Origin of the sequence: Kitasatospora brasiliensis, from assembly GCF_032654805.1 — a bacterium.
Lineage (GTDB): Bacteria > Actinomycetota > Actinomycetes > Streptomycetales > Streptomycetaceae > Kitasatospora > Kitasatospora brasiliensis.
Window position 1 is genome coordinate 930,689 of record NZ_JAUOOW010000001.1, and the last position, 13,237, is coordinate 943,925.

Sequence of the window (13,237 nt, forward strand, 5' to 3'; positions counted from 1 at the left end):
CTTCGCTCGTGATCTGGTGCACAAGCTCACCCCCGTGTTGAATTGCCGCCACAGCGCGGGCCTTTCGCCCTGCCGTCGCGATGTGCACGGGTCGTGGCGGCAGGGCCCCAGGGGTGGGTCCGTGCCCTTGCCGGATGGCGCACACAAGGAGGTGGCGTTGTCGGAGCACGGATGGGACCCGAGTGGCCCGGACGGGCGGGGGCGGGCGGCAGCGGAGGAGCCGGGGGACACCGTGTGGCGGCTGAGGTCCCGGGGGTGCTGGCAGGAGGCCGCCGACCTGCTGCGACCGGCCGCCGAACACGACCCGGACGCCGCCCTCGGACGGGCCGAACTCCTCATCGAGCAGAGCCTGTTCACCGCCGCGCACTGGATCCAGGCGGAACAGGCGCTACGGCTGGCGGAGGCACTGGCCGCCGGCACCGAACAGCGCGCGGCCGCCGCGTGCGCCCGCGGCTTCCTGGCGTACGTGGCGAGCGTGCTCGGCCCGCGGGACCGGCTGGACGAGGCCCAGGCCGCACTCGGCCGCACCTCGGCCCTGCTGCCGCCGGACGCCCCGGGCCGCCCGCTGCTGGACTTCCGGCGCGGGCTGGTCGCCGAGAACCTGCTGCGCGACCGCAGCGCCGCCTGGATCGCCTACCGCCGGGCGCACGACGGCGCGGGCGAGCGGGGGGACGAACTGCTGCGCTCGTACACCTGGCGCCACCTGGCCGCGCTGGCGCTCTCCCGGGGGGACCGCGGCAACGCCTGGGAGGGCTTCGACGCGTCCCTGCGGCTGCGCGAGCAACTCGGCTTCACGGTGGGGGTGGCGCCGGCGCTCGCGGCGCTCGCCGAGGTGTCCGAGCCGGCCGAGGCGGCGCGGCTGCGGGCCGAGGCGAGCCGGCTGGTGGCCGCCTTGGGCGGGGTGCCGGTCTGGCTCGCGCGCCAGTTGGGCGCTGCCCGCGCGCCGGGGGCCTCCCCGGACGGGCGCATCACGAGCGAGAGCGGGGAAACGATCAGCTAAGGTGAGGCTAACCTGGCCGGGGCGAGCAGTGCCCCGGCCGGGTCGCCTTGCCGTTTCCCGGGCACCGCCATGCCCCGGCCCGGCCGCGACCGGCGCTGGAGGCACCTCCGCCGGGCGCCGGCGGGCCTCCCATGGACGCCCCGGTCGACCCGATGGGGCCGCCCATGACCGCGAGCAGCACCCGGCCCGGCCCCGCGCCGCGCGCCCCGCGCACCACCGGGGCGCGCACCCCCGTCCCCGCGCCTGGCTCCGCGCCCGCTTCCACGGCCCCGGGCGCGCCCTCCTACCACCGGCTGTCCGGCCTCACCCCCGTCCTGACGGTGCGCTGCGCACCGCCCCGCGGCGGCGACGGGCGGCTGTCCGCCGCCGACCTCGCCACCCGCCCCGAGGCGGTGCGCGAACTGATCGCCCACGACGCCCGGCAGGGCCTCGCCCGCTACGGGCAGCCGCTGCGCCCGGACGTCGCGGCCGGGTTCGGGCTGCACCGCTTCGTCTGGCCGGTCTCGCTGCTGTTCACGCTGCCGTGGTTCCTGGAGCGCCGCGTCCCGCTGCTCGGCCTCGGGGACGTCTCACTGCGCCGGCACGCGGAGGCGATCGAACTCACCGTCCGCCCGGCGGAGTTCGCCTGTCTGCCGGACGATCCGGCGGCCGGCTCCGAGCAGGCCCGGACGGCACCGGACGAGCCGGCCCTGGGCGCCGTCCTGCGGTCGGCGCTGGGCGCCTTCCTGGCCCCGGTGCTGACCGCCTTCGGCCCGGAGGCCCGGCGCGGCCCCCGGGTGCTGTGGGCGATGGCCACCGACGCGGTGGTGGAGGGGCTCTGGTACGCGGGCGGGCTGCTCGGGGAGCAGGAGCGGGCGCGCGCCGAACTCTCCGCGCTGCTGGCGCCCGCACCCGGCGCGGCGGGCGGCCCCGCGCCGGACCCGGCCCCGTTCACGCCGGGCGCCGGCTTCGCGCCGCCGGCCCCCTCGGGCGGCGGCGCTCCCGCCCCGCACCGCTCCCGGGCGAGCTGCTGCCTCGTCTACACCGCGCGGCCGGCGGACATGTGCGACGGCTGCCCGCGCCTCGCCCGGCGCTGACGCCCCGGCACCTCAGGCCGCGGCCGCCGTCCCGCTGAGCTCGAACCACATCCGCTTGCCCGAGCCGCGCGGCTCCACGCCCCAGGAGTCCGCGAGCGCCTCGACCAGCATCAGCCCGCGCCCGGAGGAAGCCTGCTCCCCCGGCGTGCGGCGGGTCGGCCAGAGGTCCGACTCGTCCTCCACCTCGACCCGCAGCCGGGCCCGGCCGCCGTCCGCGTCCGACTCCCGGTAGAGCCGGGCGGTGAACATGGCGTCCCGGTCGGTGTGCCGGATGGCGTTGGTGACCAGCTCGGAGGAGAGCAGTTCGGCGGTGTCGATGAACTCCGCCACGCCCCAGCGGCGCAGCGCGTCGCGCAGCTCGGCCCGCACCTCGGCGATCCGCGCCAGGTCGGCCTGCCCGATCCGGCGGCGCAGCTGCTGGGCCGTCAGGCCGCCGGCCGGCCCGTCCCAGCGCAGGAGCAGCAGCGCTATGTCGTCCTCGCGCTCGCTGGACTCGGCGGCCTGGGAGGCGATCCGGTCGGCCAGCTCCTCCAGCGGGTCGCGGGCGCAGAGCTCGGCGTCCGGCAGCGGACGGGCGAACGCCCGGGTGAGCCGGGAGACGCCCTCGTCCAGGTCCATGCCGCGCGCCTCGACCAGGCCGTCGGTGCAGAGCAGCACCGTTTCTCCTGGGTCCAGGCTGAACCGGGTGACCCGGTACTCCTGGTCCGGGTCGATGCCCAGCGGCAGCCCGCCGGCCACCGGCACCACGGCGGCGGTGCCGTCCGCACGGCGCACCACCGGGTCGAGGTGGCCGGCCCGGACGGCGTAGACCACGCCGTAGTCCACGTTGACCTCGGCGTAGGCGCAGGTCGCGAAGTGGTCGGTGTCCAGGTCGGCGAGGAAGCGGGAGGCGCGGGCCATCACGGCGGCGGGCGGGTGGCCCTCGGCCGCGTAGGCGCGCAGCGCGATCCGCAGCTGACCCATGATGCCGGCGGCGTGCACGTCGTGGCCCTGGACGTCGCCGATCACCAGGCCGACGTGCCCGCCGGGCAGCGGCACCACGTCGTACCAGTCGCCGCCGATCTGGAGGCCGGATCCGGCCGCGAGGTAGCGCACGGCGGTGGTCACGCCCTGGATGGACGGGACGGTGCGCGGCAGCATCACCCGCTGGAGGCCGGCCGCCAGCTCGTGCTCGGCGTCGTGCAGCCGGGCCCGGGCCAGCGACTGGGCGACCAGCCCGCCCAGGGTGGTCAGCAGGGTGCGCTCGTCCGCGTCCAGCTCGCGCTCGTCGTCGAAGCTGACCCCGCAGATGCCGATCGCCCGGCCGCTGGCCACCAGCGGCAGGTACGCCCAGGAGCCCCGGCCGCTGCGGCTGGCCGGCTCCCACACCTCGGGGTAGCCGTCGCGGAACTCCTCGCGGGTGGAGACGAAGACCGGAGCGCGCAGCCGCAGCGCCTCGGCGGCCGGGTGGCCCGGCGGCAGCACGGTGCGGTCCCAGACCGCCAGGGTGTCGGAGCGGTAGCCGGAGGCACCGAGGATCTGCGCCCGTCCGGCCTCGAAGGAGGCCAGCACCAGGCCGTCCGGCGGCAGTCCGGGCAGCGGCAGCTCGGTGAACACCCGGGCCACGTCACGCACGGTGACGGCTTCGGAGAGGGCGCGCGCCGCCTCCTTGATGAACCGGGAGCGCTCCTCGCGCAGCTGGGCCATCCGGTCGGCGTGGTCGCGCTTGTGCAGTTCGACGGTGGCGTCCCAGACGAAGCCGACCATCCGGGAGGCCCGGCCGAAGGCGTCGGCGAGCACCCGGCCGCGGAAGCGCACCGCGCGCATGCCGTTCGCCCCGACGGTGCGGTAGTAGGCGCCGCACTGGCCCAGCTCGGTGACCGCGCGCTCGACCCGGCGGCGCACCACGGGCGCGTCCTCGGGGTGCAGCAGGGACAGGAAGGAGGCGGCGGTGCGGTCGAAGCGGCCCCGCTCCAGGGCGTCCAGTCCGACGATCGCGCAGGCCCGGTGGTCGCCCTCCAGGACGTCGCGGCGGATGTCCCAGTCGAAGGAGCCGATGCCGTTGGCGGCCATCGCGGGCTCCAGCCAGTCCGGCATGGTGTCCGCGGAGGAGGGCGGCAGTCCGCCGGACAGCACCGGCGCCAGCCGGGCGGCGGCGAGGCTGGGGGACGGTCGCGTGGGGGCGCCGCGGCGGGACGACTGGGCGGGCGGCCGGGCCCGGCCCGTCCCGGTGGTGGTGGGGCCGGCCACGGGCTGCCCGGGGGTGCGCGGCTCCAGGGCGCCCGGCTCTATGGATCTCGGCTCGACGGCTCTCGGCTCTCCGGTTCGCGGCTCGACGGCTCTCGGCTCGACGGTTCGCGGTTCCCCGGTTCGCGGCTCGACGGTTCGCGGCTCGACGGCGCTTGCCGCGCCGGGCTGAAGTGCCGGCCCCGGCGACTCGGGATCAGTGGGCATGCTGCTCCTGCCGCTGCCATGGCGGACCGCGCCGACCGTCCGGACGGGCCGCGTGGCGGTGTGATGGGTCGTGCTGGATAGGACGGTGCGCCGGACGGTCGCCAGTCGAGGTTCGGTCTCCCCGCTGCTTCCCGCACGTGGACACACATTCCCACCATCCTGGCCAATGTTCGGCCGAGCGGCAATGCCAACGGGCCGGAAATCTTCCGTTCCGCCTTCTGTTCAGGGCTTGCTTCGACAGCGAATCAATCGACGACGAACCATCGTACGACCGTCCGAGCGGCACTCGTCGAGGCACGGCCGGGAGGCCCGTCAGGGCATCGCGAGCTCGAACCAGGTGACCTTGCCGTCGCCGCGCAGCTGCACGCCCCAGGAGTCCGCGAGCGCCTCCACCAACAGCAGGCCGCGCCCCGAGGTCGCGTACTCGGCCTCCGGATCGCGCCGGCGGCCGGGCAGTCTGCTGGTGCCGTCGTGCACCTCGATGCGCAGCCGGTGGTCCGAGCCGAGCACCGCGTCGAAGACCGCGCCCTTGCCGGTGTGCACCAGCGCGTTGGTGACCAGCTCGGAGGAGAGCAGCTCGGCGGTGTCGGACAGCTCCGGCACCCCCCAGTGGCTCAGCGCCGAACGCAGCCGCCGGCGGACCGCGCCCACCGCGACCAGGTCCGCCGGGTCGAGCGTGAGGTGCAGGCGCCGGTGCAGGGCACACCCCGGAGCCGGCGCGCCCGGCAGGGCGGTGCCCGTACTGACCGGCCCCTGGACCGGCCCGGACCGGTAGGCGTCGCCGGAACTCGTCCGCTGCCGCGGGAATCGTGACTGACCGTCCATCAACCCATGCCCCCGCCCTGAAATCCGGGCCCCCGCCTCCGGATCCCCCGCCGGCCGGGTGGCCCCCTGGTTCTGACCACTCATCCTCATGCCCAGTTGACGGCGTTTGCAACAGTGTGCGTCCGATCACGTGGGGTGAAAGGGGCACGGGGTGGTCCGCGTGATCCAACTGCCCGCGCCGGACAGGTTTGCGAAGCGTAGAGGCCGTGTGCGAGGGCGCCGCCACCCGATCCCGCGCACACCCGGCGCCCGTACGGACCACGCGCCCGACCGTGCGCCCCCTGGCCCGCGCCGCCCGCGCGCCGGGCCCCTCGCCGTTCCCGTCCCACCCCCGCCCCCTCGCCCCTCACCCCCATCCCCCGCCCGACAAGCCGAACCCCCGCGGAGCGGCAACGCTGGACAGGGCGGCCCGCTGCGGGTTCAATGACCCGAGATGTTTGAACGTCGTTCTAACATCGACCCGGGTAGCCCACCAGGCCCCCGAGCCGACCCCCTCCCCGGCGACCGCGAGCGAGGAACCGTGCGACTGACCCCCACCGAGCGGGACCGGCTGCTGATCTTCACAGCAGCCGAGCTGGCCCGCGCCCGCCGCGCCCGGGGCGTGCGCCTCAACATCCCCGAGGCCACCGCCCTGATCGCGGACACCGTCTGCGAGGCCGCCCGCGACGGCCGGCGCCTGGCCGAGGCCATCGAGGCCGGCCGCTCCGTGCTGAGCGCCGACGACGTGCTGCCCGGCGTGCCGGACGTGGTCACCGTCGTCCAGGTCGAGGCCGTCTTCGACGACGGCACCCGCCTCGCCGTCGTCAACGACCCGTTCAAGGGCGCCGGCTCGCTCGGCGACGAGGCCCCCGGCGGCGCGCTGCTCGGCGACGGCGCCGGCTACGACCCGGTCGAGGAGACGCTCCTGATCCCCGTCCACAACACCTCCGGGGTGCCGATCTCGGTCACCTCGCACTTCCACTTCTTCGAGGCCAACCCGCGCCTGGCCTTCGACCGGGCCGCCGCCTACGGCACCCACCTGGCCGTCCCGGCCGGCTCCTCGGTGCGCTTCGACCCGGGCACCACCGTCGAGGTCGGCCTGGTGCCGATCGGCGGCAAGCGGGTCGCGATCGGCTTCGCGGGGCTCGTGGACGGCCCCCTGGACGCGCCCGGCGCGAAGGAAGCCGCCCTCGCGAAGGCCCGCGCGACCGGCTACCTGACCAGCTTCGACGACTCGGAGGTGCCCTCGTGACTTCGATCACCCCGCACGACTACATCTCCGTGCACGGCCCGCGCGCCGGAGACCGCATCCGGCTCGGCGACAGCGGGCTGATCGTCCGCGTGGAGTCCGACTCCCAGGCGCCCGGCGACGAGTTCCTGGCCGGCTTCGGCAAGACCGCCCGCGACGGCCTGCACCTCAAGCCCGCCGCCGTCCGGGACACCTGCGACGTGGTGATCAGCAACGTGCTGGTGATCGACGCGGTCCAGGGCGTCCGCAAGACCTCGATCGGCCTGATCGGCGGCCGGATCGCCTCGATCGGGCGGGCCGGCAACCCGGACACCCTGGACGGCGTCGACGTGGTCGTCGGCACCGGCACCACGATCGTCTCCGGCGAGGGCCTGATCGCCACCGCCGGCGCCATCGACACCCACGTCCACCTGCTCTCGCCGCGGATCATGGAAGCCTCACTGGCCTCCGGCGTCACCACGATCATCGGCCAGGAGTTCGGCCCGGTCTGGGGCGTCGGCGTGAACTCGCCCTGGGCGCTGCGCCACGCCTTCAACGCGTTCGACGCCTGGCCCGTCAACATCGGCTTCCTGGGCCGCGGTTCGTCCTCCGACGAGGCCCCGCTGATCGAGGCCCTGGCCGAGGGCGGCGCATCCGGCTTCAAGGTGCACGAGGACATGGGCGCGCACACCCGCGCGCTGGACACCGCGCTGCGGGTCGCCGAGGAGTACGACGTCCAGGTCGCCCTGCACACCGACGGCCTGAACGAGTGCCTGTCGGTCGAGGACACCCTCAAGGTGCTGGAGGGCCGCACCATCCACGCCTTCCACATCGAGGGCTGCGGCGGCGGGCACGTCCCCAATGTCCTGAAGATGGCGGGCGTGCCGAACGTCATCGGCTCCTCCACCAACCCGACGCTGCCGTTCGGCCGCGACGCGCTCGGCGAACACTTCGACATGATCGTCTCCGCGCACGACCTCAAGACCGACCTGCCCGGCGACGCCGCCATGGCCCGCGACCGCATCCGGGCCGGCACGATGGGCGCCGAGGACGTGCTGCACGACCTCGGGGTCATCGGCATCACCTCCTCCGACGCCCAGGGCATGGGCCGGGCCGGCGAGACGGTGCGCCGCACCTTCGCCATGGCCGGCAAGATGAAGGTCGAACTCGGGCCGCTGGACGGCGGGTTCGGCACCGTGGAGAGCGGCGACGACAACGAGCGGGTGCTGCGCTACATCGCCAAGCTCACCATCAACCCGGCCATCGCCCACGGCCTCGCCCACGAGGTCGGCTCCATCGAGGTCGGCAAGCTCGCCGACATCGTGCTGTGGCGCCCGGACCACTTCGGCGCCAAGCCGCAACTGGTCCTCAAGTCCGGGTTCCCCGCGTACGGCGTGGTCGGCGACCCCAACGCCTCCACCGACCGCTGCGAACCCCTCGTCCTGGGACCGCAGTTCGGCGCCCACGGCGCGACCGCCGCCGACATCTCGGTGGCCTTCGTCGCCCAGGCCGCCGCCGACAGCGCCTACCTCGACCGCCCCGCCGACGGGCTGCCCACCCGCCGCCGCCGGGTCGGCGTACGGAACACCCGCGGCATCGGGCCGCGCGACATGGTGCGCAACGCCCGCGTCGGCCGCGTCGAGGTCACCGAGACCGGGCTGGTCTCCCTGGACGGCTCGCCGCTGCGCTCCGAACCGGCCGACAGCGTCTCGCTCAGCCGCCTCTACTTCCTCTGATTCCACGGGACTCGATGATGACCAACGCCACCCCCGCCGCCCTCGGCTACCGGATGCCCGCCGAGTGGCACCCGCACGACCGCACCTGGATGGCCTTCCCCACCGCCAACCCCACCTTCGACGGCCCCGGGCAGCTGCACGCCGCCCGCCAGGCCTGGGCCGCCGTCGCCGACACCATCGTCCGGTACGAGCCGGTGACGCTGATCGTCAACACCGGTGAGACGGAGCAGGCCCGGACGTACGTCTCCGAGCGGGTCGAGATCGTCGAACGCCCGCTGAACGACGCCTGGATGCGCGACATCGGCCCGTCCTTCCTGATCGACGGCAAGGGCTCGCTGGCCGCCGCCGACTGGATCTTCAACGGCTGGGGCGCGCAGTCCTGGGCCCGCTGGGACAAGGACCAGCACATCGCCGAGCACATCAGCGAGCTGACCGGGGTCCAGCGCTTCGCCTCCCGGCTGATCAACGAGGGCGGCGGCATCCACGTCGACGGCGAGGGCACGGTGCTGGTCACCGAGACCGTCCAGCTCGGCGAAGGACGCAACGAGAACTGGTCCAAGGAGGAGGTCGAGGCCGAACTGCACGCCCACCTCGGCACCACCAAGGCGATCTGGCTGCCGCGCGGACTCACCCGCGACTACGACGAGTTCGGCACCCGCGGGCACATCGACATCGTCGCCTCCTTCGTCCGCCCGGGCGTCGTGGTCGCCCACGTCCAGCCCGACCCGGCGCACCCCGACCACGAGGTCTGCCGCGACCTCGTCGCCGTCCTGCGCGCCTCCACCGACGCCCAGGGCCGACCGCTGGAGGTCATCGAACTGCCCGCCCCCACCGTCCTGCTGGACGAGGACGGCGAGCCGGTCGACTACTCCTACATCAACCACTACGTGGCCAACGGCGCCGTCGTCCTCTGCGCCTTCGACGACCCGCGCGACCGGGAAGCCGCCGACATCCTCGCCAAGGCCTACCCCGGCCGCACCGTCGAACTCGTCGACGCCCGCGAGATCTTCGCCAACGGCGGCGGCATCCACTGCATCACCCAGCAGCAGCCCAAGGCGCTCTGACGCCCCACCCGGGTGGGCGCCGCGCGCGCCCACCCGGGTAGCCTTCCGAGCCCCCGCCCACCGAGGAGATCCCCCATGGCCGACCCCCGCCCGCGCCGGCCGGCCCGCCCCCGCGAGGAGGTCTTCGCCACCGCCCGGGCCGCGATCGCCGAACACGGGCTCGCCAAACTCACCATGGCCGGGCTCGGCAAGCAGCTCCAGATGAGCGCCGGACACCTCCTCTACTACTTCGGCAGCAAGGACCAGCTACTGCTGGAAACCCTCCGCTGGAGCGAGGACCAACTCGGCGCCCGCCGCCGCGAAACCCTCACCGACCCCGCCCTCGACCCCTGGCAGCGCCTCGACGCCTACCTGCGCCTCTACCTACCGGAAGGGGCGGGCGACCCGCGCTGGATCCTCTGGGTCGAGGTGTGGGGCCGCTCCCCCGCGAGCGCCGAGATCCGCCAGGGCCAGCAGGAGATCGAGGCGCCCTGGCAAGCCGACCTGGTCACCCTCATCGAACAGGGCACCGTCACCGGCCACTTCACCCCGGGCCCCGCCGCCGACCGCGCGATGCAGATCCGCGCCCTCCTCGACGGCCTCTCCGTCCCCATCGCCATCGGCCTCCCCGACACCCACCGCCCCGCCGCCCTCACCCAGGCCACCGCCGTCACCACCATCCTGCTCCGCACCTGACCCCGCGCAGGGAAAGTCGGCTGGGCCGACTTCCTGTGCGGGGCGGTGGGTTGAGGTCCGCGCTCGTCTGTCGGGTGAGGGTCACTCGGTCCAGATGGCGGCGGCGGTGCGGTCGTCGGCGTAGCCCTTGGCGCGGACCTGGACTTGGCGGAGGAAGTCGACGGTGCCCGGGGGGTGGGGGTGGGCCCAGTGGGTGGAGAGGAAGTGGGCGACGGCGGGTTCGTCGGCGATGGGGCGGGCGAGGCCGGGGGCGCAGAGGAGGAGGATGTCGCCCGGTGTCGCGGGGACGAGCCGGAAGCGGAACGGGCGCGGGCCGGGGGTCGGCGGCCGGCCGTCCGGGTGGTGCAGCAGGCGGGCGGCGTAGGCGTCGATCCAGTGGCCGGAGCGCAGCAGGTAGAGCCCGCCCGGGCCGACGCCGAAGGCCGCGCGGTAGCCGGCCTCCGGGTCCAGCGACACCAGCAGGCAGTGCAGCGAGGCCGGGGACGGGCTGTCGTCCCCCTCCTCCCGGAGCGCCAGGGCACGCAGCGGGGCGGCCGCGCCGGTGGCCAGGCGCTGGAGGCCGTAGCGGAGCCGGTCGCGGGCGCCGTCGCGCAGGTCGGCGGCCAGGCCCGCCCGGCTGCGCCCGATCGCGGTGGCGAGCTGGTGGCAGGCCTCCCCGGTGGCCGCCGCGACCGCCTCCGGGGTGACCGCCTCGTCCTCGGCGCCGCCCGTACGGTCCAGGCCGCCGAGGACGGCGAGCAGCAGCCCGTCCGGGCCGTCACCGAACCGGGTGACCAGCAGGGCGTCGCGGCGCGGCTCGCCCCGGTAGCGCGCGGAGTCGCCCCGGACGGAGGCGGCGCGCAGCACCGACGGACCGTACTGCGCGCCCTCCAGCACGGTGTCGGGGACGAGGGCGCTCAGGGTGTCCGGGTCCGCCTCGGGTACGGCCGTCGGCTCGGGACCGTAGGTCGGCGGGCGTTCGCCGACGTGCGGGACGGCGGCGCCGCCGTCGGCGAGCGGTGCGCGGATGGCCAGCCGGGGGTCGGGGACGGTCGGGGGCGCCGGCTCGGGGTCGGGTTCCGGGGTGTGGACGGGCTCGGGCTCCTCGGCGACAACGAGTTCGGGCTCGGGCTCGGGCTCGGGCTCGGGTTCGACGACAGGCTCGGGTTCGGGGGCGGGCTCCGGAGCGGGCTTCTCCAGCGAGACCGGTACGGCCTCGGGCTCGGCCTCCGGCTCCGGCTCCCGCTCCCGCTCCCGCTCCGGGGAGATCACGCCGATCGCGGTGTCGAACCAGTCGTCGATGCTGTCCCCGCCATCCGAAGCCGACGCCGCCTCCGCCGCCTCCGGAGCCGTAGGCATCTCCGGCTCCGCCGATCGCTGCTGCCCGATGAGCCCGACCGCCGTGTCGAACCAGTCGTCCACGCTGCCGTCCCCCGGGTCGGCGTGCGGGGTGTCGGGGAGGGTGCCCGTCGGACCGTCGTAGACGGCGTCCCACCAGCCGTCGTCCGGCCGGTGCGGCTGTGCGGGTGCACCCTGCTTGCTCATCTGGCGGCTCCTGGTGGTTCCGTGGTCGCGCCGCCCCCGGGCGGGCCGGGCTGGGCGACATTGTTCTCCACCTGCGACGCCCCTGTCCGGGTTTCGACGACAACCGGTCACCCACCGGAACATCCCGGCCACCGCGCTCACCAGCCGCTTCGCCGGCCCGCGCCGGGTACGTCACCGGTTCGTCCACTTCCGTTCCGTCCGCGCTTGCCGGATGTGTCCGGAGCAGGGCGTTTCCTGGTCATCCGGGTCGGCGGGCCGCCGAAAATGGGGGCCGATGGGGGGCATCGCAATCACTCGTTCGGCTGATTAAATGTGCGCATGACCGCGTCGGCCCCCAGCTTGTCCCGGCCGGGGAGGGCCGCGTGGGCGGGCCGCCCGGCGGGTGGGCTGTTGGTCCTGCTGCTGGTCACGTTGCTGACGCTGCTGCCCTGCGCGGGCCCGGCGAAGGCGGCGGACGGTCCCGGTCATCCGGCGCCGGCCCAGGGCCAGGCGAGCGCCGTCACCGTCGTCAGCGTGGTCCGCGTCCAGGTCGCCACCGGGCAGACCACCCGTACCGGCCACGCCGCGAAGGTCACCGGCTCGGCGAGGGCCACCGGCTCCGCGAGGGCCTCGGACCACCACCGGACGGCCGAGGAGCAGGGGCACTGGATCCTCTGCACCGCCGACGGCCAGCCGCCGCGCAACAACGGCTGCTCCAGCTACCCGTACTGCCCGCAGGACGCCCAGCTGCCGAACCCGCCGCCGCAGCCGCAGCCCGCCGTGTCACCGCTCACCCAGGCCGCGCCCGAGGCGCCGCCCCGGGTGGTGCCCGCCGGTCTGCTGGACGGCTCGCATCCGGTTCCCGACCTGCACGAACTCCAAGTCCACCGGTCCTGAGCGGGACCGCCCGTCGGCATGCCCACCGACGGCTCCGCCCTTCCGCTCATTCCAGCTGACCGCCGCCACCGACCGGTGCGGCGGGGACAAGGACGACCCCACCATGAGTTCCGCTTCCAAGCAGTCGAACAAGCCCGGCGGCAAGCAGGCCGGCCTCGACCGTCGCGCCCGGATCGCCGAGCTGCGCGCCGTCGAGCAGCGCCGCGACCGCCGCAACAAGATCGTCGCCTCGGTGGCGGCCGGTGTGCTGGTGATCGGCGCGATCGCCACCGGCACCTGGATCGTCATGGACCAGAACCAGAAGAAGAAGGACAAGGAGGTCGCCGCCAACGCGGACATCCCGGGTGTGAAGACCTTCGGCGACCTGAGCCGCAACCACGTCAAGGACAAGGTCAGCTACCCGATGACCCCGCCGGTCGGCGGCGACCACAACGCGATCTGGTCGGACTGCATGGCCCACGTCTACGACCAGCCGCTGGAGAACGAGCACGCCGTCCACTCGCTGGAGCACGGCGCGGTCTGGGTGACGTACAACAGCAAGGCCACCCCGGACGACCTCAAGATCCTCTCCGACAAGGTCAAGAAGACCCCGTACTCGATGATGAGCCCGTACCCGGACGAGCCGGGCACCATCACCCTGAACGCCTGGAGCACCCAGCTGATCGTGGACAGCGCCACCGATCCCCGGGTGGAGGAGTTCTTCACCAAGTACGTCCAGGGCAAGCAGACCCAGGAGCCGGGTGCCTCCTGCACCATGGGGCAGATGTGACCGCCGACGCGGGCCTCCCCGACGAGGGCGCGGTGCCGGACGCGGAGGAGGC

12 protein-coding genes are annotated in these 13,237 nt (G+C 74.7%); 9 read left to right on the top strand and 3 right to left on the bottom strand.

The window, feature by feature from the left end; genetic code table 11:
• Positions 1–157 precede the first annotated feature (157 nt).
• Both QWJ13_RS04260 and QWJ13_RS04265 read left to right on the top strand, forming a co-directional pair.
• A complete protein-coding gene (locus QWJ13_RS04260) occupies positions 158–1,000 on the top strand; it encodes a hypothetical protein (protein WP_432277420.1) in 843 nt (280 codons plus the stop codon).
• Between the two features lie 164 nt (positions 1,001–1,164).
• Positions 1,165–2,076 (top strand): (2Fe-2S)-binding protein, encoded by a 912-nt coding sequence (locus QWJ13_RS04265; RefSeq protein WP_316520583.1) that lies wholly within the window; start codon positions 1,165–1,167, stop codon positions 2,074–2,076.
• A 12-nt stretch (positions 2,077–2,088) separates the two neighbouring features.
• Here the strand turns inward: QWJ13_RS04265 and QWJ13_RS04270 are convergent, their stop codons facing one another.
• Complete coding sequence (locus tag QWJ13_RS04270) at positions 2,089–4,305, bottom strand: ATP-binding SpoIIE family protein phosphatase (protein WP_316520584.1); 2,217 nt, start codon at positions 4,303–4,305, stop codon at positions 2,089–2,091.
• A gap of 3 nt (positions 4,306–4,308) precedes the next feature.
• Here QWJ13_RS04270 and QWJ13_RS34310 point away from each other — a divergent pair, with 3 nt between their 5' ends.
• Positions 4,309–4,590: a pentapeptide repeat-containing protein gene (locus tag QWJ13_RS34310; RefSeq protein WP_432277450.1), complete on the top strand. Its 282-nt coding sequence runs from the start codon at positions 4,309–4,311 to the stop codon at positions 4,588–4,590.
• A 231-nt stretch (positions 4,591–4,821) separates the two neighbouring features.
• Here QWJ13_RS34310 and QWJ13_RS04275 read toward each other — a convergent pair whose 3' ends face one another.
• A complete protein-coding gene (locus QWJ13_RS04275) occupies positions 4,822–5,334 on the bottom strand; it encodes an ATP-binding protein (protein WP_316520585.1) in 513 nt (170 codons plus the stop codon).
• Positions 5,335–5,854: 520 nt separating this feature from the next.
• On the opposite strand from QWJ13_RS04275, the gene QWJ13_RS04280 reads away from it, so the two are divergent.
• From QWJ13_RS04280 to QWJ13_RS04295, 4 genes are all read left to right on the top strand, one after another.
• Complete coding sequence (locus QWJ13_RS04280; RefSeq protein WP_316520586.1) at positions 5,855–6,565, top strand: urease subunit gamma; 711 nt, start codon at positions 5,855–5,857, stop codon at positions 6,563–6,565.
• Positions 6,562–8,277: an urease subunit alpha gene (locus tag QWJ13_RS04285; RefSeq protein ID WP_432277421.1), complete on the top strand. Its 1,716-nt coding sequence runs from the start codon at positions 6,562–6,564 to the stop codon at positions 8,275–8,277. The genes QWJ13_RS04280 and QWJ13_RS04285 overlap by 4 nt, the downstream gene beginning before the upstream one ends.
• 14 nt (positions 8,278–8,291) lie before the next feature.
• The gene (locus tag QWJ13_RS04290) at positions 8,292–9,341 is read left to right on the top strand and encodes an agmatine deiminase family protein (protein WP_432277422.1); all 1,050 of its coding nucleotides are present in this window, start codon (positions 8,292–8,294) and stop codon (positions 9,339–9,341) included.
• Positions 9,342–9,416: 75 nt separating this feature from the next.
• Positions 9,417–10,016, top strand: a complete 600-nt coding sequence (locus QWJ13_RS04295) for a TetR/AcrR family transcriptional regulator (RefSeq protein WP_316520590.1) — start codon at positions 9,417–9,419, stop codon at positions 10,014–10,016.
• Between the two features lie 81 nt (positions 10,017–10,097).
• Here QWJ13_RS04295 and QWJ13_RS04300 read toward each other — a convergent pair whose 3' ends face one another.
• The gene (locus QWJ13_RS04300) at positions 10,098–11,540 is read right to left on the bottom strand and encodes a protein phosphatase 2C domain-containing protein (RefSeq protein ID WP_316520591.1); all 1,443 of its coding nucleotides are present in this window, start codon (positions 11,538–11,540) and stop codon (positions 10,098–10,100) included.
• A gap of 318 nt (positions 11,541–11,858) precedes the next feature.
• On the opposite strand from QWJ13_RS04300, the gene QWJ13_RS04305 reads away from it, so the two are divergent.
• Together QWJ13_RS04305 and QWJ13_RS04310 are read left to right on the top strand one after the other, a co-directional pair.
• The gene (locus tag QWJ13_RS04305; RefSeq protein WP_316520593.1) at positions 11,859–12,416 is read left to right on the top strand and encodes a hypothetical protein; all 558 of its coding nucleotides are present in this window, start codon (positions 11,859–11,861) and stop codon (positions 12,414–12,416) included.
• Positions 12,417–12,519: 103 nt separating this feature from the next.
• The gene (locus QWJ13_RS04310; protein WP_316520594.1) at positions 12,520–13,185 is read left to right on the top strand and encodes a thioredoxin-like domain-containing protein; all 666 of its coding nucleotides are present in this window, start codon (positions 12,520–12,522) and stop codon (positions 13,183–13,185) included.
• The last annotated feature ends 52 nt before the right edge of the window (positions 13,186–13,237 follow it).